Below are 26,774 nucleotides of genomic sequence, written 5' to 3'. Positions count from 1 at the left end.
GGTGCGATGTACTTGTTCAATCCCCGAACCACACTTTCTCCACTCCACACCCAGCACACCAGCCGGGGGTGGTTGTGATGAGCACCGAGAATTCGAACAACGAGGTCAGTACCCGAGAGTCTGCACCGAGAACACTCCCGGCCGGCGCTTTCCCGTTGTCTGCGGTGCAGCGGAGCATGTGGTTCGCGCAGCAGCTTCATCCGGCGGTTCCGTACTTCGTCGCGCAGTACATCGAGGTCCATGGCGATCTGGATATCGGCTTGTTGTCTCGATCTGCGGTGACGGCGGCGCATGAGTTCGAATCGCCGTTCCTGCGGTTGATGTACCCGGACGGGGAACCGTGCCAGATAGTCGACCCCACGATCGATGCAACCGTCGACTACTTCGATTTCCGTAACCATGAGGATCCCCGCGCAGCTGCGTCGGAGTGGATGGACAACGACCACGCGACCACTCTCGATCTGACCCGGGACCGGTTGGTCGAGATGACGATTCTGCAAACGGGGGATCGAGATTACCTGTGGTACACACGAATTCACCATGTGGCGCTCGACGGCTACAGCGGCATGACCATCGTCAACCGGATCGCGGCGCTCTACACGGCTGAACTCGAAGGCCGTGAACCCGCCGTCAACAAGGCCCTTGATCTGGCGAAGCTCTCCGAATTGGACCAGACGTACCGTGCATCGAGTCGCTTCGATGCGGACCGAGAGTACTGGGCGGAGCGCGTTGCCGGCGTGGAACACGGTTCGACGCTTTCGGATCGGGAAGCGCCACCGCAAGCCCACTCGCAGGTGGTGACCGGGGAGCTGTCAGAAGATTCGCTAGCCTCCTTGGACGAATGGAGTTCACGTTCGGGCGCCACGTCGGCGGCAGTACTGATCGCGGCGTTGGCCTGCTACTTGTCGCGTCGTACGGGCTACGGAGACGTCCTGATCAATCTGCCGGTTTCGGCGAGAACTACTGCGCCGTTACAACGGTCCGGCGGCATGTTGGTGAACGTCGCGCCCCTGCACATCGAGGTACGCCCTGGAGACACTGTCGACGATCTGGTGGGGCGGGTGCAGTTGGAACTGCTCGGCGCTCTGCGACATCAACGGTGCAGCCTCGAGGACATTCGACGTGACGCCGGATTGTCCGCCGAGGACACGCGGTTGTCCGGACCGATGATGAACGTGATGCTCTTCCACCAGGAAATCACGCTGGGTTCGATGACCGGCGAGTACCACATCGTGACGTCGGGTCCGGTCGAGGATCTGCTGGTCAACATCTATCAGAGTGGAACTTCGGTCAAGACTTTGATCGAGTTCCGAGCAAATCCCGATCGCTACACCCGGGAGGAGCTCGACGAGCATCAGGCGAACTTCTCGGAGTTGGTCAGTGAACTGATCGCAGCCGGCCCGGGAACACCACTCGATCAGGTGCATCGCTCCAGCGCCAAGGCCGGCGAGCAGATCACGAGGGATCGTGAACTCGAAGCGTTCTGGGCTTACGAGTTGATGGACGCTCCCGAAGGTGCCTCCGTAGTCCTCGATCGTCCCCGGACATCGGAGTTGCGGGCGAATTTCGGCACTGTGCGGACATTGATGTCGCCACAGGTCTACGACCGTGTCGTGGCAATGACCCGGAACACCGAGACCACGGTATTCAGTGTCGTTCACGCCGCACTGGCGGTCATGCTCTCGCACATCACGAATACCGACGACATCGTGCTCGGCGCTCGGTTCGGGTCGGACTCGCAGTTGGTCCCGGTGCGCATCACGATCACCCCGGATCGGCCCTTCACGGATCTGTTGAATGCTGTTGCCGCCCATGACGACGAGATCCGCCGACATGTCAGCCCTGACGCAGTGGACGCGGCAGAAATACATGTAGCACTGAACGAGGGGAGTCCCGACGTCAGGCGCGACGACTTCAGTCCGGCAATCGACATCAGTCTGGAAATTGATGTCGTGGAGCAAGAAGGAACGCTGACCTTCGCGGTCGCCTTCGACCAGAGCGTTCTCGACGAACAGTCCGCTCACCTGGTGTGCACTCGGATCCAGCGAATACTGGCCGCCGCACTCGAAGCCCCGGACACCCCCGTCGGTGATCTTCAGATTCTCGACGACACGGAATTCGAGCACCTGCGCTCGGTGTCCGGCTCGCCCGCATCGGAAGCCCAAACCCTGGACGAGCTACTTTGTGCTGCAGCCGAATTGAACCCGGATGCCGACGCGATTGTCGTCGGCGATCAGGTTCTGACCTACCGTGAACTCGACGGCCGATCGAACGCCCTGGCCCGGGAACTGATCACTCAAGGCGTCGGACCGGGCACGTACGTGGCACTTGCACTGACACGTTCGATGGAATCGGTGATCGCCACCTGGGCTGTGGCCAAGGCCGGCGGCGCATTCCTACCCGTCGATCCCAACTATCCACCCGGCCGTATCGAGCACATGCTCACCGATTCCGGGACGCGCGTCGGGATCTGCCTGCCCGGCGTCGCAGACAGTTGGGGCGTTGACGCCTTGTGGCTGGCACCCGGAGGCCAGCAGCATTCGACTGAGCCCCTCGACGACACCGACCGCATCCGGCCGCTGAGAATCGACGACCCCGCTTATCTGATCTACACCTCGGGTTCGACCGGTCTGCCCAAGGGCGTCGTGGTCACTCATCGCGGATTGAGCAGTTTCGCGGACGAGCAGCGGATCAGGTTCGGTATCGCATCAGATTCACGGACCTTGCACTTCTCGTCCCCGAGCTTCGACGCCTCCGTTCTCGAGTTGCTCCTTGCATTCGGCGCCGGCGCCACCATGGTGATCGCGCCGCCCACGGTGTACGGCGGGGAGGAACTGGCGAATGTCCTGCGCGACGGGCAGGTAACGCACGCCTTCATCACTCCGGCAGCTCTCGCGACGGTGGATCCGGACCACCTGCCGATTCTGCGGGTGATCGTGACCGGCGGCGACGCATGCTCGCCGACTCTCGTCGAACAGTGGGCCGGCCACCGGTTGATGTTCAACGCTTACGGGCCCACCGAGACAACAGTGGTTGCCACGTTGTCGAGACCGCTCCACCGCGACGTTCCGGTCACGATCGGAGTTCCGATGCGGGGAGCGTCGGCGATGGTGCTGGATTCTCGCCTTCATCCCGTCCTGGTGGGTGTCGCCGGGGAACTGTACGTCAGCGGCGTCGGCTTGGCCCGCGGCTATCACGGACGCGCTGCCACGACGGCCTTGCGCTTCGTGCCCGCGCCGAACGGGTTGCCGGGGGAGCGGATGTACCGGACGGGCGATCTGGCTCGTTGGAACCGCGACGGCGAGTTGGAATACCTGGGCCGCAGTGACTTCCAGATCAAGATCCGCGGCTTCCGCGTCGAACTCGGTGAGATCGACGAAGTTGTCCGTCGGCATCCGAGCGTCGACGAGGCAGTGACCGTCGGAGTGACCGGCAACAGCGGTGAGACGCTGCTGGCGTGTTACGTCACGGCTGCACCCGGGATGCGTGTCGACGTATCCGAGTTGACAGCGCACGCGGCGGCCTTTCTGGCACCGCACATGGTTCCCTCACGCATCGTCGTGCTTGACACGATTCCCCTGACTCCGGCCGGCAAGATCGACCGGAATTCGCTGCCGTCCATCGACACAGCGGTGGGGGCCCGCGAGTACCGTGCCCCCGAAAGCTCCACCGAAAAGCGAATTTCCGCCGTGTACTGCGACCTGCTCGGAATCACCCGCGCCGGCGCAGACGACAGTTTCTTCGAACTCGGCGGCGACTCACTGGTTGCGACGCGTGTCGTAGCCCGCGTGAACGGCGCGCTGGGCACCTCGCTCAGTGTGCTCGACCTGTTCGAGGCCCCGACCGTGGCAGGATTGGCTGCACGCGCTGATCATTCCGACTCGCGGGAAGTTCATCTGCCGGCACTGACGAGGATTCCACGACCCGAACCGATTGCGGCGTCGTTGGCGCAGCAACGGATGTGGTTGACCAACCAACTCGATCCGGCGTCGCCGGCGTACAACATTCCGATCGCCGTGCGGATGACCGGTGACCTTGATTTCTCGGCACTCGAGATTGCATTGCGCGATGTCCTCATCCGGCACGAGTCACTGCGCACGGTGTTCCCGGCGTCGGCGAACGGCCCGGTACAGCACGTTCTCGACGTGGACGATGTGGCATCCGAACTCACTGTCGAGGTGTGCTCGGCCGGTGCGGTGCGTGCCCGCGCCGACGAAGTTGCACGCGCCGGGTTCGACGTCACGTCCGCTCCGCCGGTGCGAATGGTTCTGTTGGAAGTGTCTGATCAGGATCACGTGTTGGTGCTGGTCGTGCACCACATTGCCGGCGACGGATTGTCGATGGCCCCGCTGGCCCGTGACGTGATGGTCGCCTACACCGCCCGGGTATCGGGGCGCGTACCCGCATGGCTACCGCTCGAGGTCCAGTACGGCGACTTCAGCGAGTGGCAGCGGCGCGCGCTCGGTGATGCGGCGACACCGGATTCGATCCTCGGCTCACAATTGCGTTTCTGGACGAATGAACTCGATGCCCGCGACGAACTGCCGGAACTTCCGATGGATCATCCGCGGCCGGCGCAAGGCGCTCTGCGCGCCCATAACCTTGATTTCACGATCGACACACCGACGTATCAGCGGATAGCAGCAATCGCTGCTGATCACGACGCCAGCGTGTTCATGGTCGTCCACGCCGCTCTGGCGGTACTCCTCGCCCGAGAATGCGGCGGAAACGACGTCGTCATCGGCACGCCGGTCGCGGGTCGCAGTGAACGTGCCCTCGACGACGTCGTCGGCATGTTCGTGAACACGCTCGCGCTGCGAACTGTCATCGACGGCGACGCGAGTTTCGAGGACACCGTCTCGCGTACCCGCGCGACGGACGTGGCGGCATTGCGGCACAGCGACATTCCCTACGACCTGCTGGTTGACGCCTTGGAGAGTGATTCACCGCTGTTCCAGGTCATGCTGGTGATGCAAGGTTCCCCACCGACGGAGGTGGCGTTGCCGTCGCTGAACGTCGTGGTGGAGGAACTATTAACCGGCGCAGCTAAATTCGATCTTCAGGTCATCATCACCGAGCAGTCCGATCACCTCGACGGCCGATTGAACTACGCCAGTGATCTGTTCGATTCCGACACTATGTCGGGGTTGGCGGACCGGTTCGTTTCCCTGTTGGACGAGGTGAGCGCACACCCGGAATCCGTGGTCGGCGACGTCGATCTGTGTGCGCCGGGCGAGCGGGCCCTGGTGCTCGAGCGGTGGAACGCAACCCGCCGGGAACTGGGTGAATACACTCTTGATGATCTGGTTCGCGCTCAGGTAGCGCGGACACCTCAGGCGCCGGCACTACAGTTCGGCGACACAGTTCTGACCTACGCACAATTCGACAATCAGGTGAACGCGCTCGCACGAACGTTGATCTCACGCGGTGTCGGCCCGGATCAGCGCGTCGCAGTTGCAATGCCGCGCTCGTTGGAACTGCTGGTCGCCATTCATGCGGTCATTCGCAGCGGCGGCGCGTACGTCCCGGTGGATCCGGATCATCCGGCCGAGCGGATCGGATACGTCTTCTCCGTAGCCGACCCCGTGTGTGTCCTCGCGATGGCCGGTAGCCACGGAAACCTGCCGACGGATATCGAGATCATCGATGTCGACCTGGCACCGGAGGAGACTGCGCGATCGGTCACCGACGCTGATCGAATTTCACCGCTCCGGCCCGACAACACCGCCTACGTCCTCTTCACCTCCGGTTCGACCGGACGTCCGAAAGGTGTTGCAGTATCGCACCGTTCGATTGTCAATCGTCTGCGGTGGATGCAGGGAACCTACTCTCTCGAAGCGTCCGACGTCGTCCTTCAGAAAACGCCGATCACCTTCGACGTGTCGGTGTGGGAACTGTTCTGGCCCCTGAACACCGGGGCGAGATTGGTGATCGCTGCACCGGACGGTCACCGCGACCCGCTATACCTGTCCACTCTGATCGCCGAGCGCGCCGTGACCACAGCCCACTTCGTTCCGTCGATGCTCGCGGAGTTCGTTGCCGCGACGTCGCGCGACGAATGCGCGAGCCTGTCCCAGGTGTTCAGCAGTGGTGAAGCGCTACCGTCGGCAACTGCCCATGACTTCACCCGTATCAGCAATGCGCACCTGTACAACCTGTACGGACCGACCGAAGCGGCCGTGGACGTGACCGCGGCCGAGTTCCTGCACGAACCCGGCGCGTCGGTTCCGATCGGTGCCCCGGTCTGGAACACACAGGTGTACGTGCTGGACTCGCGCCTGCACCCGGTTCCAGTCGGGATCCACGGCGAGTTGTACCTCGCGGGCGTGCAGTTGGCCCGCGGTTACTTCGGACGAAGTGATCTCACGGCCGACAAATTTGTTGCCGATCCCTTCACTCCGACAGGTTCGACGCGGATGTACCGCACCGGAGACATCGTGCGGTGGCGCGCCGACGGTCAACTCGACTACATCGGTCGACGCGATTTCCAGGTCAAGATTCGCGGATTGCGGATCGAATTGCCCGAGGTGGAAGCGGCGATGCTGCGCGCCCCCGGTGTCATTGCGGCAGCGACCCGCGTGCACCACGACGCCACACTCGGCGATTCACTGGTGGGGTATGTGATCGCGGCGAAGGGGGAAACACTCGATCACGACGAGATCCGCCGTGTTCTCCGCTCGGAACTTCCCGCGTACATGGTGCCGCCCGTGATCATCGAGATGGACGGCTTCCCGTTGGGTTCCACCGGAAAACTTGATCGACCAGCCTTGCCCGCTCCCTCCTTCGGCGGCGTCCGCACCTATCTGGCGCCGAGCACACCCGTCGAAACGCAGTTGGCGCACGTACTCGAGGAACTGTTGGGTATCGACGCGCTCAGTGTCGACGACAATTTCTTCGAGCGAGGCGGCAACAGTCTGATCGCAGCGCGTGCGATCGCCCGCATCAATGATGCTCTTGCACTGAATCTTTCGATCCGCGATATCTTCGATGCACCGACAGTTACCGAACTGGCGGCGATCTGCGAACGCTCCCACACCCTGGTGGCCGGCATTCCGCTCGAATCGATGCCCCGCCCCAGTCGAATCCCGTTGTCGTTGGCACAGAAGCGAATGTGGTTCATCAACCAGTTCGACACGACCTCCTCCGCCTACAACGTTGCCATCGCCATCCGGTTGCGCGGCACACTCGTTCGCAGCGCGATGGAGAGCGCGATCGGCGACGTCCTGACGCGGCACGAGTCGCTGCGCACACAATTCCCGATGATCGACGGAATTCCGGCCCAGGTCGTCGTCGAACCCCACGACGCGTTGGCGAGCCTTCCGCTCTCGCTCGCCGGGGCAGACGAAGTGTCGGACCGGATAACTCAGCTGACGGAGCGAGGATTCGACGTCACGAGCGCGCCGCCGTTGCGAGCGGAACTGATCCAGGTCTCCGAACGCGAGCACGTCCTCGTCGTGGTGGTTCATCACATTTGCGCCGACGGTTTCTCGATGGCACCGCTGGCCCGAGGCGTTATGTCCGCGTACTCCGCCCGTACCCGGGGAAATGCGCCTGATTGGGATCCGTTGCCCGTTCAGTACGCAGACTTCGCGTTGTGGCAGCAGCGGGCGCTCGGGGAAATCACCGACGGCACCAGCGTGCTGTCCGGTCAACTGGACTACTGGAGCGCACGACTGGCTGGGCTTCCCGAACTGCTCCAACTTCCGGTGGACCACCCGCGCCCCCGCGTGCAGGATCTGTCCGGTGCCGTGGTGCCGTTCGAGATTTCTGCCGATGTTCACCGGCGGTTGATCATGACGGCGCAGGACAATCGCAGCAGCCTCTTCATGGCAGCGCACGCGATGTTCGCACTCCTGCTCTCACGGCTGTCCGGGATGGACGACATTGCGATCGGTTCGCCGATCGCCGGGCGCGGCGACGCACTGCTCGACCGCATGGTCGGCATGTTCGTCGGAACCTTGGTCCTGCGCACGGGACTCGACCCGGCACGTTCCTTCGCCGACGTGCTCACCCAGGTGCGCGGCGTCGACCTCGACGCTTTCGACAACGCCGATATTCCGTTCGAACGGATCGTGGACGCGTTGGCGCCCGAACGGTCCACGTCGCACTCTCCGTTATTCCAGGCAATGCTCGAGTTCAAGAACACCGAGAACCCGACACTGAGTTTCGAGGGCCTGGACGTCGACGTCCTTGATCTGGCGACAGTGGTCTCCAACTTCGACCTCCAGTTGACGCTCGCCGAGAAATTCGACGAACACGGTGAACCGGCCGGTATCGACGCCGGTTTCACCTACGCCACCGCACTGTTCGACCGTTCCAGTGTCGAGCGGTTCGCGCAGTACCTGATCCGCATCGCGGACGCCGTCACACAATCGCCGCATGTGCCGGTCGGCGACATCGAGTTGGTGGAGAGCACCGAGAATACTCCCAGCGGAAACGCCCCGGAACCCGCTCTGCTGCACCACATCCTCGAAGCGAATTACCGCAACGATTCCGTCGCCCTCGTCTTCGGCGACACCGAGATCACGTTCAAGATTCTCGATCGCCAAGCCAATCAGCTTGCGCGAGTACTCATCTCGCGTGGGGCCGGTCCGGAAACAGTTGTCGCGCTCGCCTTGCCGCGATCGGTGGAATCGGTCGTGGCAATCTGGGCGCTCGCACGCACCGGTGCCGCGTTCGTTCCCGTCGACCCGGCGTATCCAGCGGATCGCATTCGGCACATGATCACCGATTCCGGCGCCCTCACAGTGTTGACCGTCGCCGCCCACGAGGACGCGATTCCGGACGGCGTGAGCACCCTCGTGCTCGATTCGTTGGATGTGCGCGCAGAATGCGCCGCCACGTCCGGCGGCGCGATCGAGGATCGCGAACTTCACGCCCCACGTTCCCTCGACCACCCCGCCTACGTCATCTACACCTCCGGTTCGACGGGACTCCCCAAGGGCGTCATGGTCACCCACCGCGGGTTGGCGGCGCTCGCCGAGCAGGAACGCACCACCTTCGGTGTCACCGCACGCTCACGGACCCTGCACTTCAGCTCACCGAGCTTCGACGCCTCCATCCTGGAATTGCTGATGGCGGTCAGCGCCGGCGCAGCGATGGTGATTGCGCCACCGACAATTCTCGGCGGCGACGAACTCACGGCATTGCTGCGCGATCAGCACGTCACACACGCCTTCATCACCCCGGCGGCACTATCCACTGTGAACGCGAGCAGTCTTGACGAGCTCGAAGCCGTCGGAACCGGCGGCGACGTCTGCCCACCGGAACTCGTCGCCGCGTGGGTCCGCCCGGGCCGCATCATGATCAACGCGTACGGACCCACGGAATCGACTGTCGTCGCGAGTATCACGCGGCCGTTGACGCCGGCACGCACTGTCACGATCGGCCGCCCCTCACTCGGGATCGCCTGCTCCGTCCTCGATGCCAGATTGCATCCGGTCCCGATCGGAGTGGCGGGGGAGCTGTACGTGCGCGGCGACGGTGTGGCACGCGGGTACCGAAACCGGGCGGCGACCACCGCCGAACGTTTTGTCGCCGACCCCGCCGGACTTCCCGGATCGCGCCTGTACCGCACCGGCGACCTCGTCCGCTGGAACACGTCCGGTGAACTCGAATACCTGGGCCGGAGCGACTTCCAGGTCAAGATCCGCGGATTCCGCATCGAACTCGGCGAAATCGAAGCGGCACTCGCTCAGTGCCCCGGTGTGGCGCAATCCGTCGCGACCACCTTCACTCGCGACAACGGGCCCGTCCGCATCGTCGGTTACGTCGTGCCGTTCGATCCTGCAGCGGCGCCGCTGGACCCCAGCGACATCATCGCGGTGGTCACCGCACACCTCGCGCCGCACATGGTCCCGTCGGCGATCGTGATCCTCGACGAACTGCCCCGCACATCCAACGGCAAGCTTGATCGCCGAGCACTCCCACAACCCGATTTCGCCGCCCAGCACCCACGCTCCCGCAGTGCGGAAACCGAACTGGAAACGACCCTGGCGGCGTTGTTCGCCGACGTCCTGGCCGTTGACAGTGTCGGCGTGGACGATTCCTTCTTCGCGCTCGGCGGAGATTCGATCATGTCGATCCAACTTGTTGCGCGCGCTCGCAGCGCCGGATTGGTGTTCTCCCCCCGTGATGTGTTCGAAGCCAAAACCGTTGCGGGGTTGGCGGCGGTCATCGAACTCGACGAAGGCACCGCGCCGGTCGTACTCGACGAGCTCGACGGCGGCGACATCGGCGCCATGCCGCTGCTACCGGTGGCACAGTGGTGGCTCGGCAGGTTCGGCGATACCGTGAGAGACAATCCAGCCGGTCTCGACTCGTTCTCCCAAGCCACCGCGCTCAACGCACCAGCCGACCTTCACTCCATCGAACAACTCACAGCGGCAATGCAAGTTGTTCTCGACAGGCACGGCGCACTGCGCGCGCGGCTCGAACTGACACCGACTCGGCAGTTGATCGTCGGCGACGTCGGCAGCATCGACGCCGCCCACGTCTGCCGGGAAGTGCGAGTGAACGCCGAACCGGGAACCGCGGACTTCGACGCGGCCATCGTGGACGCACTCAACGATGCCCGCGACGCACTGGACCCGCGGAACGCGTCGATGGTCCGCGTGGCCTGGTTGGTGGGCACCTCGGGCGCCGGACGCCTACTGCTGGTGATCCACCACCTCGCGGTGGACGGTGTTTCCTGGCGCGTGCTGGTACCGGAACTTGCCGCGGCGTTCCATCAGCTCGACGCCGGTCTCACTCCCGTCGTGACAGACACCCCTCCTGGAACAGCCGTTACTGCCGAGACGTCGTTGCGGCGGTGGAGTACGGCACTCACCGAGATCGCGCCCACTCGCCGCGGCGAAATCGGCCTGTGGCGGTCCATGCTCACCGGCGCCGATCCACAGATCGGTGCACGCACGCTCGATCCGCGCCGCGATACGGCGTCGACGCAGGCCCGAGTGTCGGTGGAAGTCTCCGCGGACGTGTCCGAGACCGTGCTGACCGCTCTGCCCGCCCGGTACCGGGGATCAGTCAACGACGGACTGCTGGCCGCTCTGGCACTGGCGCTGACGCAGTGGCGTTCCTCGCGGGGAGTGCGCACCAACGACGTGCTCGTTTCGATGGAGGGCCACGGCCGTGAAGCTCACGTTGTTCCCGGCGCCGATATCGTGCACACGCTCGGCTGGTTCACCACGGTGTTCCCGGTGCGGGTCGATCTTTCCGGGGTCGACGTCGGTGCTGTCATGGCCGGGAGCGGAAACGCCGGCACACTACTCAAGTCCGTGAAGGAACTGCTCCGCAGCGTTCCGGACAGCGGCATCGGTTACGGCCTGCTCCGATACCTCGATGACGAAGGGCAACAGCAACTTTCGGGCCTTCAGGCGCCGCAGGTCTCATTCAACTACCTCGGCCGCTTCGGCGGCGGGGACGCAGATCAGGACACCACGGGCGATTGGGCATTGACATCCGACATCGATCTCGAGGCGTCCGCACACGGATCGGACATGCCGCTCGCCTCGGTCCTCGACGTCAATGCCGTGGTCACCGATATCGACGGACGCCCACACCTGACTGCCACGTGGGCGTATCCGTCGGAGATGCTCGAGGAACGCGACGTCCGCGAAATCGCTGATCTGTGGGTGAGCGCCCTCGGCGTGCTCGCCGAGCATGCCGAGCGCACCGAACACGGCGGTTTCACCCCGTCCGACCTCACCCTCGTGAACCTCGGTCAAAGCGCGATCGAACGCTTCGAGGAGCAGATCCCCGACCTCGCCGACATCTGGTCACTCTCGCCGTTGCAAGCGGGATTGTTGTTCCATGCGCGGTACGCCGAGCACACCGTCGACGCGTACACCGTCCAGTTGACTCTCGAACTCGATGGCGTCGACCCCGCTCGACTTCACCGCGCCACGCAGGCGCTCCTGGACCGCCACGAGAACCTCCGGACGTCGTTTGTCACGGACGACGACGGCAATTCCGTGCAAATCGTGCATAGCGATGCCGTCGTGCCGTGGACCGAGATCGATATCTCCCCACTGCCCGCCGGTGATCAGCAAGCGGAACTGCAGAACCTCATGCGGGCAGATCGAATCCGCGGATTCGACATGGCCACCGCGCCGTTGCTCCGCTTCCTGCTCCTACGCACCGGCGACGACACCTACCGCCTGATCCTGACCAACCATCACATCCTCCTCGACGGTTGGTCCATGCCGTTGCTGGTGCGCGACCTGCTCACGCTGTACGCGACGGATTCCGATACCAGTGCACTCTCACGCGTGCACCCGTACCGGGCGTATCTCGACTGGCTTTCGCACCGGGACACCGAAACGGCACTGCGCGCCTGGTCGCAGGCCTTGGACGGACTCGACGAGCCGACCATGCTCACGGAAGCACGTTCCGTCGGGGAACTGTCCGCCACCTCACGGTCGACGCTGATCTCGCTCGACGAACACCACACACAGGCTTTGCGCGAGTTCATTCGCTCCCGCGGGCTGACCATGGCGTCGCTCGTTCAGGTCGGCTGGGGAATTGTACTGGCGGACCTGATGGGCCGCGACGACGTCGTCTTCGGCGGCACTGTCTCCGGGCGTCCACATCAGGTGGCCGGTGTCGAGTCGATGGTCGGACTGTTCATCAACACCGTGCCCATTCGCGTTCGGTTGGACGCGCAAGAATCGTTGGCCGACTTGTGTGTTCGAGTCCAAGACGAGCAGAGCGCGTTGCTCGACCATCACTACGTCGGGCTGCCCGACATCTCGACCGCGGTGGGCGCCGCTGCCACCTTCGACACGTTGACGGTGTTCGAGTCGTATCCGGTGGATCGGACGGGACTATCTGCCGGCACCGATATTGCCGGAATGCACGTCCTCGACGTCCACGACGCCGAAGACGCCGCGCACTACCCCCTGGCTGTTATCGCCTCCACCGCCGACGGACAGTTCCGGCTCAAGTTCGAATACTTCCCGGGTGTCCTCGCCGACCGAGACGTCGACTCCATCGCTCATAGGCTGATGCGGACCATCGAACTGATTGCCTCCCATCCCGAAACGCCGCTGGCACACCTCTCACTGATGCCCGAGAGCGAAGTGCGGGAGCTGGTTCCCGCCCGCGGCCGGCCAGGAGGATCGTCGCGCACTCTCGCGCAGATCCTCACCGACACCGCCGCGCAGTTCCCGGAGCGGATCGCGCTGTCCGCCGGTAATCGCCGGCTCACCTATGCGGAACTCGACGAACGGTCCGATCAACTCGCACACGTTCTCATCGCCGACGGTGTCCGGCCCGAGGATCGGGTGGCCATCGGTATCAGCCGGTCCGTTGAATCCGTCGTCGCGATGTGGGCGATCACCAAGACCGGTGCCGCGTTTGTCCCCGTCGATCCCACATACCCACGTGAGCGCATCACGTTCATGCTCGACGACTGCGACGCCCACATCGGACTGACCACTGGCGAATTTGCCGCGAACCTGCCTACCGGCATCAGATGGATCATCCTCGACGATGTCTCCGTCGCACCATCTCGCGGTCCGGTCCTGGTCCCGGTTCGTCTCGACAACGCCGCCTACGTGATCTACACCTCCGGCTCCACCGGGCAACCGAAGGGCGTTGTCGTCACACACTCCGGACTGGAAAACTTCGCCGACGCACAACGCGAGATGTACGGGGTGGACGAGCACTCCCACACCGTTGCACTCTCCTCGCCGAGTTTCGACGCCTCCGTGCTGGAATACCTTCTGGCGTTCCCGAACGGCGGAACGATGGTTCTGGTCCCGACAACCGTGTACGGCGGGACCGAACTGGCAACCGTGCTTCGCGACAACGCGGTCACCCACGGCTTCTTCACTCCCGCTGTCCTCAACTCGGTAGACCCGAGCGGAATCGACTCGCTGACATCGGTCATCGTCGGCGGTGAAGCCTGCCCACCGGAACTACTCCGTACCTGGGCGCCAGGCCGATCCTTCTTCAACCTGTACGGACCCACCGAAACCACGATCGGCGCCAACATCAGCGACCCGATCCCGGCCGACGGCGTCGTTGTGCTGGGTGGACCGATTCGCGGAGTCCACGAAGTAGTCCTGGACCGCAGGCTCCAACCCGTATCCGTGGGAGTACCGGGGGAGCTGTACATCGCCGGCGCCGGGCTTGCCCGCAACTACCATCGGCGCCGCGCCCTGACCAGCGCACGGTTTGTCGCAGATCCGTACGGAGACTCCGGCGACCGGATGTACCGTACCGGCGACGTGGTGCGCTGGCGCAGCGACCACACCATCGAATATCTGGGCCGTAGCGACTTCCAGGTCAAGATCCGCGGATTCCGTATCGAACTCGGGGAAATCGACACTGCGCTTGCCTCGATGCCCGGAGTCGAGTTCGCCATCACCGTGGCTGTGGCGGGTCCCGCCGAACTCACTGCACTCGCGTCGTACGTCCTCATCGGCAGTGAAGCAGCAGTGACCGTCGACGACATCACGGCGCAAGCCCGTGGGCAACTGCCCGCACACATGGTGCCGGCGAGCGTCATGATTCTCGATGAACTGCCGTTGACCGGAACCGGGAAAGTTAACCGAGCAGCACTTCCGGAACCCCAGTTCGATACTGCTGCAACAGATTTCATTGCACCCACTACGGAATTCGAACGATTGGTCGCAGCCGCCTTCGAAGAGGTGCTCGAAACAGGTCCGATCGGCATCTCCACCCACTTCTTCGACGCCGGCGGAAACTCGCTCACTGCGACTCGCGTCGTCGCCCGAGTCAACTCTGCCCTCGGTACCGACATCGGCGTGCGCGCGCTGTTCGATTCCCCAACGGTGCGGGCACTGGCCCATCACGTCGAGACCACAGACCCCGACCGCGCGCCGCGCCCACCGTTGACCCGACGCGAGTACCCCGACCCGATTCCGGTTTCGGTTGCCCAGAAGCGGATGTGGTTCCTCAACCAGTTCGACATCACCTCACCCGCGTACAACATTCCGCTCGCTGTCCGGCTGACCGGGCATCTCGATCAGGACGCTCTGGCCGCTGCCATCGAGGATGTTCTCGCCCGGCACGAAAGCCTGCGTACAGTGTTCCCGTCCATCGACGGAACCCCCACCCAGCGCATTCTCGCCGCTGCCGACGTCCCACTGAACCTCGACCCCGAACACGTCGAGGAACGGGATCTGATCAACCGGATCCTGGAGTTCGGATCTGCCGGCTTCGACGTCTCACAATCGGTGCCGCTGCGCAGCGCAGTCTTCGAATTGGCTCCGGACCAACACGTCCTCGTGATCGTGGCGCACCACATCATTGCCGACGGCTTCTCCATGAACCCCCTCGCCATCGACGTCGCCACCGCCTACGCAGCCCGCAGCGTCGGCGCAGCACCGACGTGGGCGGAACTACCGATCCAGTACGCCGACTTCACGCTGTGGCAGCTCGAACACCTCGGCAGCGAGGACGACAACACCTCGGAAATCACGCGGCAACTCGCGTACTGGACACGCCAACTCGCGAACCTGCCCGAACCGATCACCGTCCCCACCTCATTTCCCCGGCCGGCTCAGCAGTCGATGAGGGGAGCCGTCGCATCATTCGACATTCCCGCGAGCACACACCGCCTACTCGCCGACGTCGCCCGTCGGCACGGTGTCACCATGTTCATGGTCATGCACAGCGCGTTGGCGACCCTCGCAGCACGCTTGTCCGGGACCGACGACATCGTCATCGGCACCCCCATCGCCGGACGCGGTGAAGCCGAACTCGACCACCTCGTCGGAATGTTCGTGAACACACTGGTCCTGCGTACCCACCTCTCGTCCGACTCGTCCTTCGCAGATCTCCTCGACCAGGTACGCGAGGTAGACCTCGGCGCATTCCACCACGCCGATCTGCCCTTCGAACGGCTGGTCGACGCCCTCCATCCCGACCGCTCGACGTCGCAGACTCCGCTGTTCCAGGTACTCCTCGAATTCCGCAACAACGTGGAGCCGACGCTCACCCTGCCCGGTCTGACCGTCTCCGGAGTGGAGATCGATCTACCCGTCGCCAAATTCGATCTGCAACTTTCCGTCACCGAACACTATGGCGAACGCGGTGAACCCGGCGGAATTTCTGCTGAATTCATTTACGCCCGTGACCTTTTCGACGCAGACCTCATGGCGACCTACGCACGCCGCTTTACCTCACTACTCACGGCGGCAGCGCAGGAGCCGACCGTCGCACTCGGCGACATCGAGATCCTCGACGATGTGGAGCGCCGCGCTGTCCTGACCGAGTGGAATGCACCGGGATACGCCGAACTCACCGGCACCGAAACCATCTCGAGCCGATTCTCCTCCAGAGTGGCTGAGCACAGTGCTGCCATCGCGCTCGGCGACGAGCACACCGCCATCACCTACGCAGAACTCGACGCCCGCGCCAACCGCCTGGCCCGATTGCTCATCGCCCAGGGCATCGGTCCCGAGTCCCTCGTCGCGGTGGCGCTGCCGCGCACCGTCGATCTCGTGATCGGACTACTCGCCGTCATCAAGAGCGGCGCCGCGTATCTACCGATCGACGTCACCTACCCCGCCGAGAGGGTACGGTTCCTCTTCGACGACGCCGCGCCGCGATGCTTGATCGCCACCGACGAATTCCGGGGCATGCTGCCCACCGAGGTAGTCGATTCGGTCTTCTCCGTCATCGAACTGGGATCAGGCGCGATCGCGGTGCAGCTGGATCACCTGTCTCCGTCCCCGATCACCGATACCGATCGCCTGGCGCCGTTGCACCCCGAGTCAATTGCGTACATCATCTACACCTCGGGATCGACGGGTCAGCCCAAGGGCGTACTCGTCAGCCATCGCAACGTCCTGACCCTGATGGACAACGCATCGCCGACATTCGAGTTCGATCACACCGACGTGTGGACGATGTTCCACTCCTACGCCTTCGACTTCTCCGTCTGGGAACTGTGGGGACCACTCCTGCACGGCGGACGCCTTGTCGTCGTCGACTACTACACCACCCGATCCCCGGACATGTTCGACGAACTGCTGCGCCGCGAACGCGTCACTGTCCTCAACCAGACCCCGACCGCGTTCTACCAACTGGCCGAAGCTGATCGCGCACACCGTCCGAGCGACCAAGAACCCGATCTGGCCTTGCGTTACGTCATCTTCGGTGGCGAAGCCCTCGACCTCGGCCAACTCCGCAAGTGGTACAGCCGACGGGCCACTGCGTCGCAGCAGATCGATACTGCCGGGTCGCCGCAGTTGGTCAACATGTACGGCATTACCGAAACAACCGTCCACGTCTCTCGCATCGCACTCACCCGAGACGACGCGGATCACGCCGCCGCCAGCATTATCGGCCGCGGCCTGCCCGGGATGAACGTCTACGTCCTCGACCAGCGGCTACGCCTCGTACCGCCCGGTGTCGTCGGCGAAATGTATGTTGCGGGTGATCAGGTCACCCGCGGCTACCTCGGGCGGCCGGCATTGACCTCTACGCGGTTCCTACCTGATCCTTTCGGTGGTTCGGGGGATCGAATGTATCGAAGTGGGGACCTGGCGAAGTGGAACGGCGCCGGGCAGCTGGAGTATCTAGGTCGCAGCGATTTCCAGGTGAAGGTGCGCGGTTTCCGCATCGAACTCGGTGAAATCGAAGCGTCCATGCTCCGCTGCCCGGGCGTCGCGCAATCGGTAGCGATGGTGCGAAGTGACGGAGGCTCGAGTGAGCGGATAGTCGGGTACGTGGTGGCCGAAGCGGGCACAACAATCGATTCGGCCTCGGTGATCAACTCCGTCTCGACAGAGTTGGCGTCCTACATGGTTCCGACGGTCATCGTCGTACTCGATGCGTTGCCGTTGACCGTCAACGGAAAGCTTGATCGGCGTGCTCTACCCGCCCCGGATTTCGCGGTGCTGGCCACGAGCTCGGATTCAAGCCGAAGTCCTTCCAGCGCAGCGGAATCGGTGCTCGCAGATTTGTTCGCCGATGTTCTCGGGTTGCCCAGTGTCGGCATCGACGATTCGTTCTTCGGGCTCGGTGGCGATTCGATCATGTCGATCCAACTGGTCTCCCGCGCCAAGGCCGCGGGGTTGACGTTCACTCCGCGCGACGTGTTCGAAGCCAAGACCGTCGCCGGCCTGGCGCGTGTCGCCTCGCTCGAACCCACCGATGCGGTGCCGACGCTCGAAGAACTGCCCGGCGGCGGAACCGGAAGTATGCCTCTCACACCGATCATGGAATGGCTGCTGCAACGAAGCGGCGGTAATCTCGAACTGATCCGCAGCTACAGCCAAAGTGCACTGTTGTCGTTGCCGCGTCACGTCGTCGGGAGTGCGCTCGAACAGGCCCTGCAATCGCTACTCGATCACCACGACGCATTGCGCAGCCGACTCGACGTCGGACAGCGAAGAGAACCTGGTGACGTCGACGGACCGCATCGCCTGATCGTGGCCGAACCGGGCAGTGTCCGGGCCGAAGAGATTCTGCAGCGCGTCGAAATCACCTCTGAGAGCGGACCCGACTTCATCGAGGCCGCAGAACGTGCGATGCGCGAAGCGTCGGGACGGCTCGACCCGACAAACGGCGTGATGATCGCAGCCGTCTGGCTCGACCCCGTCGGAGGCCGCGAGCACGGCCGGTTGCTGCTGGTCATTCATCACCTCGCCGTCGACGGGGTGTCCTGGCGGATCCTCGTGCCCGACCTCGCGGTCGCGTACGGTGCCGCGCTCGAGAACACAGCAGCCCCATTGCCCGTCTCGGGGACCTCGGTACGCCGGTGGTCCACCGGATTGGCAGAACACGCGCCCACCCGGCGCACGGAACTGGCCCTGTGGAAGAACACCGCCGGTAAGGACGCCTTGCTCGGTTCACGGCACATCGACCCCGCCGTCGACGTCGGATCCACAGTCGACCGGATTACCGTGGACATTCCGACAGCAGTCACCGACGCCATCCTGACCGCTGTCCCACGCACGTTCGGGGGATCCGTGAACGACGGACTCCTCGCAGCGCTCGCACTGGCCGTCACTGGATGGCGACACTCCCACGGCAAACGAGGCACCGACGTCCTGATCAACCTCGAAGGCCACGGCCGCGAAGAAGATGCCGTGCCGGGCGCAGACCTCTCGCGCACCGTCGGATGGTTCACCACCATCTTCCCGGTGCGTCTGGATCTGGCTGGGATCAGCGTGATCGACGCACTGTCCGGCGGCGATGCCATTGCTTCAGCCGTGAAGTCCGTGAAGGAGACGCTGCTCGCGATTCCGGACAACGGCATCGGCTTCGGAATGTTGAAGTATCTCGACCAGTCGGCGCCCCTGCCCGCGCTGACCACCCCGCAGATCTCCTTCAACTACCTCGGCCGCTTCGCCGGCGCCGACGAGGGAGCCGGGGAGGTGCCGTGGTTGCCGGTTCCCGGCGTCACGCTCGACGAAGTTCACAGCGGAGACCTGCCGGCAGCTTCGGTCCTCGACATCAACACCGTCACCACCGACACCGCCGCCGGACCCGTTCTGCGCAGCACCTGGTCATTCCCTCGCGGCATCCTGACCTCCGACGACGCGTCGGAACTCGCCGAACTGTGGACTCTGGCGTTGACTGCACTCGCCGGGTACACCGCGGGCGCCGACCGCCGCGAACTCACTCCGTCGGATCTCGACCTCGTCAGCCTCGACCAACTCGCGATCGAACACCTCTCGCGCAGGTTCCCCGATCTGACCGACGTCTGGTCACTCTCGCCCCTGCAATCCGGATTGCTGTTCCACGCCCGGTTCGACGACACGGGTATCGACCCGTACATGGTGCAGTTGACCCTTGAACTGGGTGGTCGGATCGAGCCGGAGCGGATGCGCCGCGCCGCGCAGGCTCTGCTGGATCGACACCCCAGCCTGCGAGCCGGGTTCATCGCTGCACCGGGGGGACGGGCATTGCAGATCATTCGGTCCGCCGTCGACGTTCCGTGGACCGAACTCGATCTTTCCGACCTGGGAGCTGCGGAACAAGAATCTGCCTGGACGCGGATCCTGGAGGACGACCGCACGCTGCGTTTCGATATGGAAACAGCGCCGCTCATCAGATTCATGCTGACCAGAACCGGACCCGACTCCGCCCGATTGGTCATCACCAACCACCACATCCTCCTCGACGGATGGTCGACGCCCCTGGTCCTGCGTGATCTGCTCACCCTCTACGCCACCGACGGCGATCCCGAAATCCTCCCGCGCGCCCCGCACTACCGCGACTACCTGAGCTGGCTCAGCGAACAAGACGCCGAAGCGTCCCTCACCGCCTGGCGAGAGACCCTGCACGGGATCGACACACCGACACTGCTCGCCCCCACAACCGACGACGCCGAACGCGTGAGCGAAGTTGTCTCCGTCAGTCTGCCGGCCGACCACACCGACGTACTGCGCACCTTCGTCCGCTCCCACGGACTGACGATGCCCACCGTCGTCCAGGTCGCCTGGGGGATTGTGCTGGGGGAGTTGCTCGGCCGCGACGACGTCGTCTTCGGCGGCACAGTCTCCGGACGCCCACCCCAAGTTGCGGGGGTCGAGTCGATGGTCGGACTGTTCATCAACACCGTTCCCGTTCGAATTCGGCTCGATGCACGAGAATCGTTGGCCGAGCTGTGCATTCGAATCCAAGGTGAACAGGCAGACGTACTGGACCACCACTACGTCGGACTCGCCGACATCTCCGCCGCTGTAGGCCCCGCCGCATCCTTCGACACGTTGACGGTCTTCGAGTCCTACCCCGTCGATCGGGCCGGACTCTCCGCCGGCACCGACATCGCGGGTATGCACGTCATGGGGATAGACGGACGAGACTCCGCGCACTACCCCCTAGCCGTCGTCGCCTCCGAACAAGACACCCTCGACATCAAGATGGAGTACCAACCAACCCAGTTCACCGAACGCGAAGCCGCGACAATCGCCGAACGCATCCTCATCGCCATCGAACACATCGCTGCAACACCCGACGAACCCCTGGCCAGAGTGTCGCTCCTGACCGAATTCGAGACCCGCGACCTCGTCCCCGTCTTCGGTGCCCCCGGCCGCTCGGCCCGAACCCTTCCCGAAATCTTTGCCGACGTCGCCGCAACCTTCCCCGATCGAATCGCACTGTCCGCGCCGGACCGAACCGGACTGTCCGCCGGCACCAGCACTCTCACCTATTTCGATCTGGACCGGCGTTCCAACCAAATGGCGAGGGAGCTCGTCAAACGAGGCGCCGGCCCCGAAACTTCCATCGCCATCGGCATCGCCCGCTCGATCGAATCCGTACTCGCCGTCTGGGCTGTCACCAAAACCGGAGCAGCCTTCGTACCCGTCGACCCCACCTACCCGGCCGACCGCATCGAACACATGCTCACCGACTCCAACGTGCTGTTCGGCCTCACCGTCAGCGATGCCGTCGACTCACTGCCGAACACCGCATCGTGGCTCGTCATCGACGAAGAACCCTTCGACCGGGACGTATCCCTCGCCTGCACTCTCCCCATGCGCCAAGATGAACGCCTCGGTGCACTCGAGATGAGCAATGCCGCCTACATCGTCTACACCTCCGGCTCGACCGGAAAACCGAAGGGCGTCGTCGTCACGCACGCCGGCCTCGACAGCTTCGCACTCGACCAACAACGACGCTTCCACGCCGACCACACTTCTCGGACACTGCATTTCGCCACCCCCAGCTTCGACGGCGCGATCTTCGAATACCTCCAAGCGTTCGGTGTGGGCGCCACGATGGTCCTCGTACCGACCGACGTCTACGGCGGCACCGAACTCGCCGACCTCATCAAACGCGAACACGTCACCCACGCATTCATCACCACCGCAGCCCTCGCCACAGTCAGCCCCGTCGGACTCGACGAATTCCGGCACGTCGTTGTCGGGGGAGAAGCCTGCCCACCCGACCTCGTCACGCGCTGGGCACCCGGCCGCGAACTGGCCAACGCCTACGGACCCACCGAAACCACCGTCATGGCCGACATCAGTGCCCCCATGACCGTCGGCGCACCGATCACCATCGGTGGACCCATCCGCGGAGTCAGCGAACTCGTCCTCGACACCCGATTGCAGCCCGTACCCGTCGGCGCCCAAGGAGAGCTCTACATCGCCGGCGTCGGACTCGCCCGCGGCTACCACCGCCGCACCGCCCTGACCAGCGAACGGTTTGTCGCCAACCCCTACGGCAAGCCCGGCGACCGGATGTACCGCACCGGCGACATCGTCCGCTGGCGCAGCGACCACACCATCGAATACGTCGGACGCAGCGACTTCCAGATCAAGGTCCGCGGATTCCGCATCGAACTGGGGGAGATCGACACCGCGATCACCTCCATCGACGGCGTCACCAACTCCGTCACCCTCGGCGTCGAAGGGCCCGGCGGAAGCACCGTACTCGCCTCGTACCTGACCATCACCGACGGCTCCGACCTCAGCCCCGCAGCCGTCGTCTCCCACCTGTCCGGCCGGTTGCCCACGCACATGGTCCCCACCAGCATCACCATCGTCGACGAACTACCGCGCAACGCCGTCGGCAAAATCGACCGCCACGCGCTGCCCGCGCCGGACTTCACCGCGACAGCCCCCGAATTCCGCGCACCGCGCACACCCTTGGAACGCCAAATCGCAGCCGTCTTCGCCGAAATCCTCGACGTCGACAAGATCGGCATCGACGACAACTTCTTCGACCGCGGCGGCAACTCCCTGATCGCCACCCGCGTCGTCTCGCGGCTCAACACGGCACTCGAACTGGACCTCGGAGTGCGAACACTCTTCGAATCACCCACCACAGCGGAACTCGCCGAGCAACTCACCGCAGCGCCCACAACCAGCATCCACGTACCCCTCACCCGAGCCGAACGCACCGGAAACATTCCGCTCTCGCTCGCCCAGAAGCGGATGTGGTTCCTCAACCAATTCGACACCAGCTCAGCGGCATACAACATTCCGTTTGCCGTCCGCCTCACCGGTGATCTCGACGTCGACGCCATGAAAGCCGCCATCGTCGACGTCGTCGGCCGACACGAAAGCCTGCGAACGGTATTCCCGACCGTCAACGGTGAACCGGTACAGCGCGTCCTGACCGTCGACGATGCCTTGCCCACGATCAGTACCGTTTCCGTCACCGACTCCGAACTACTCCCACGCATGACCGCCCTCGCACAAGAAGGGTTCGACGTCGCCAACGAACTTCCACTACGGGTGTCGCTGTACCAACTCGATACCCCACCGGAACTGACAGCGACCCACGTGTTGTTCGTCGTCGTCCACCACATCTGCGCTGACGGCGCATCCATGGCGCCCCTCGCACGCGACGTCATGATTGCCTACCTGTCCCGCACCGCCGGCACCTCGCCCGCGTGGGAACCGCTACCGGTCCAGTACGCAGACTTCACCCTGTGGCAGCAGGACGTCCTCGGCTCCGAAACAGATCCGACGTCGATCATCAGCAGTCAACTGCACTACTGGAGTGAACAACTCGCCGGACTCGACGACGTCATCGCACTACCCACCGATCACCCACGCCCACTCCAACAAACCTTCCACGGCGACCGCTTCGACTTCCGCATCGACGCCGACACACACCGAGCACTCACCGCATTGACCCGTGAACAGGGCGTCACCATGTTCATGGCACTGCACGGCGCACTGGCAGTCCTACTCGCCAAACTCTCCGGCGCCGAAGAAGTCAGCATCGGCACCCCCATCGCCGGCCGCGGCAAAGAAGAAGTCGAGAACCTCGTCGGAATGTTCGTCAACACACTGGTCCTCCGCACCCCAGTCGACCCGGATCAAACATTCACCGACTTACTGCGCGGGATACGAGAGACGGACCTCGCCGCCTACCAGCACGCCGACCTGCCGTTCGAACGGCTCGTCGACGTCATCAACCCCACCAGGTCCACCTCGTACTCACCGCTCTTCCAAGTGGCACTCGAACTGCAGAACAACGAAAAGGTCGTACTCGAACTCCCCGGCCTGACCGTAGAAGCTGTGGGAACCGACTCCAAAACCGCCAAGGAAGACCTTGAACTCGTCGTCAGTGAATCCTTCGACGCCGACGGACAACCGGACGGAATATCAGCAGCATTCATCTACGCGGTAGACCTCTTCGAACCCGGCACCATCGAAGAGTTTTCGCAGCGACTGCGTCTGATCCTCGAATCCGTCGGGGCCGACACCGACATCCAACTCGCTGACATCGACATCCTCGGCACCGAAGAGTCCGCTGCACTCGTCCCGGCGCTGGGGGAGCGTGCAACCCGAGCACAGACCTGGCCGGAAATCCTCGCAGCCTCCGTCGAACTCAACCCGAACGGCCAAGCAGTATCCAGCCAAGACTGGAACCTGACCTACGAAGAACTCGATACCGAATCGACACGACTCGCCAAGGTGCTGCTCGCGCGCGGAATCGGACCGGAAAACTTTGTAGCACTGGGCCTTCCGCGATCCGCCTGGGAAGTAATCGCAATCTGGGCCGTCACCAAAACCGGTGCGGCATTCCTGCCCGTCGACCCGAACTATCCCGAAGACCGCATCGTGCACATGCTTGACGACTCCGGAGCCGTCCTCGGCCTGACAGTCAGCTCCCGGCGAGACCTGCTGCCCGAGAGTATCGACTGGATCGTGTTGGACTCAGAACTGTCGCGGCAGACTCTCGACGCCCAGGACGCCACACCCGTCACAGACACCGAACGCACATCCCCACTCCACCTCGAACACCCCGCGTATCTCATTTACACCTCAGGATCGACCGGCAAGCCGAAGGGCGTGATCGTCACCCACCGCGGCCTGTCCAACCTCAACGCCGAGGAACATCAACGATTCAACGTCAAGATAACCTCACGCATCTCCCACCTCGCATCACCGAGCTTCGACGCATCAGTCTTCGAACTCATGATGGCCTTCGGTAGCGGAGCCTGCCTGGTTATCATTCCGCCGGCCGTCTTCGGTGGATCCGAACTCGCCGACATCTTCGCCGACGAACACGTCTCCCACGCCTTCATCACACCCACCGCGCTGAGCTCCATCGAAAGCTCCGCACTACCCGAACTGCGTGTACTCGCAGTCGGCGGCGAAGCCTGCACACCTGAACTCGTCGACATCTGGGGACGCGACCGCCGCATGTTCAACGGCTACGGACCCACCGAATCCACCATCCAAGCCAGCGTCAGTACACCCATGCGGCCAGGGGAGAACATCAACATCGGTCATCCCGCCATCGGATTCGCCGACCTCGTCCTCGACGCACACCTACGCCCCGTACCCGTCGGCGTCATCGGCGAGCTCTACATCACCGGCCCCGGCCTAGCCCGCGGCTACCACCATCGCCCCGGCCTCACGTCCGACCGATTCGTCGCCGACCCGTACGGCCAACCCGGTCACCGCATGTACCGCACCGGCGACCTCGTCCGCTGGCGCGCCGACCACACCCTCGAATACATGGGGCGCAGTGACTTCCAGATCAAAGTCCGTGGATTCCGCATCGAACTCGGCGAAATCGACTCCGTCCTCACCGCTCACCCGTCAGTCGGCTTCGCCGCGACCCTCGGCCAACAATCGCCGGCCGGCGACACCGTCCTCGTCGCCTACGTACAGCCCGTCGAAGGCCACACCGTCGCGGAAGCCGAACTCAGACACCACCTCTCCGCGCGCCTACCCGCACACATGGTGCCCGCCGCCATCATCGTCGTCGACAAGATCCCGATGACACCCGTCGGAAAACTCGATCGACGAGCACTCCCGTCACCGGACTTCGAACACCGAACCGTGCCCTACGCACCGCCCACCACCAACACCGAACGCGTCGTCACCGACATCTTCGCCTCCGTACTGGGCCACGACACAGTCGGCATCGACGACAACTTCTTCGACCTCGGCGGCAACTCCATCGTCGCCACCCGCATCACCGCCGAACTCGACAAACGAATCGGCCGACGCGTACGACTGCAGTCGATCTTCCTCGACCCCACCCCAGCCGGAGTCGCCCGCGCCGCGGACCTGATCGAACATGAGACCCAGCCGACCGACATCTCCGCCGTACTCGCTCCCGTCATCACCCTGCGCGCCGACGGAACACAGCCGCCGCTGTTCTTCATCCACCCCGGCATCGGATTATCTTGGGGATACTCAGGATTCGTCAGCCACATCGACGCCGGCCGGCCCATCTACGGGCTCCAGTTGCCATCGCTCAGCGGCGGACCGACCTTTGACACACTCACCGAACTAGCCAAGAACTATGCCGACCGCATTCTGGAACTCGCACCCGACGGTCCCATCCACCTGGTCGGCTGGTCACTCGGCGGCGTCATCGCCCACGCCGTAGCCCACGAACTCGACACGCGATCCGTACCGGTATCCACCGTCGCGATCCTCGACAGCTTCCCGGCAAGCAGCGATGATCAACCGGAAGAACTCTCGGTCACCGAACTCATTGCAGGACTGGGACTTCCGTCCGACGAAACCGAGATCGAAACATTCGCCGACGCCGCGGCCCTCCTCGAACGCACCCTCGGCCCCGGTACCGGAGTCGAAGCGCAGCACCTCGAACGCATCAGCGCCGGATACTCACGCTCCGTCGCCCTGACCAACGCACACCGGCCGACGCGTTTCGACGGAGACGTCCAGTTCTTCATCGCGAGGCAATCCGCCGACAACGGCCACGACGTCAGCGAATGGCGCGAATTTGTCGGCGGCGACATCGCAGTCGACGACGTGGACTGCCGGCACAACCAGATGATCGAACCCGGACCGATCGCCCACGTCGCCGCATCGATCAAGCGCCACCTACTCGCGGAAGATGTCTGA

Annotated in this window: 1 protein-coding gene; it reads left to right on the top strand. The window is 63.9% G+C overall.

The annotated features are described in order from the left end of the window. The first annotated feature begins 77 nt into the window (after nt 1–77). Nucleotides 78–26,774: a non-ribosomal peptide synthase/polyketide synthase gene (locus MTX36_RS20940; protein ID WP_243621611.1), complete on the top strand. Its 26,697-nt coding sequence runs from the start codon at nt 78–80 to the stop codon at nt 26,772–26,774.

The organism is Rhodococcus sp. ARC_M6, assembly GCF_022810305.1.
GTDB lineage: Bacteria > Actinomycetota > Actinomycetes > Mycobacteriales > Mycobacteriaceae > Rhodococcus_F.
This window is presented reverse-complemented; position numbering and strand designations above follow the sequence as displayed.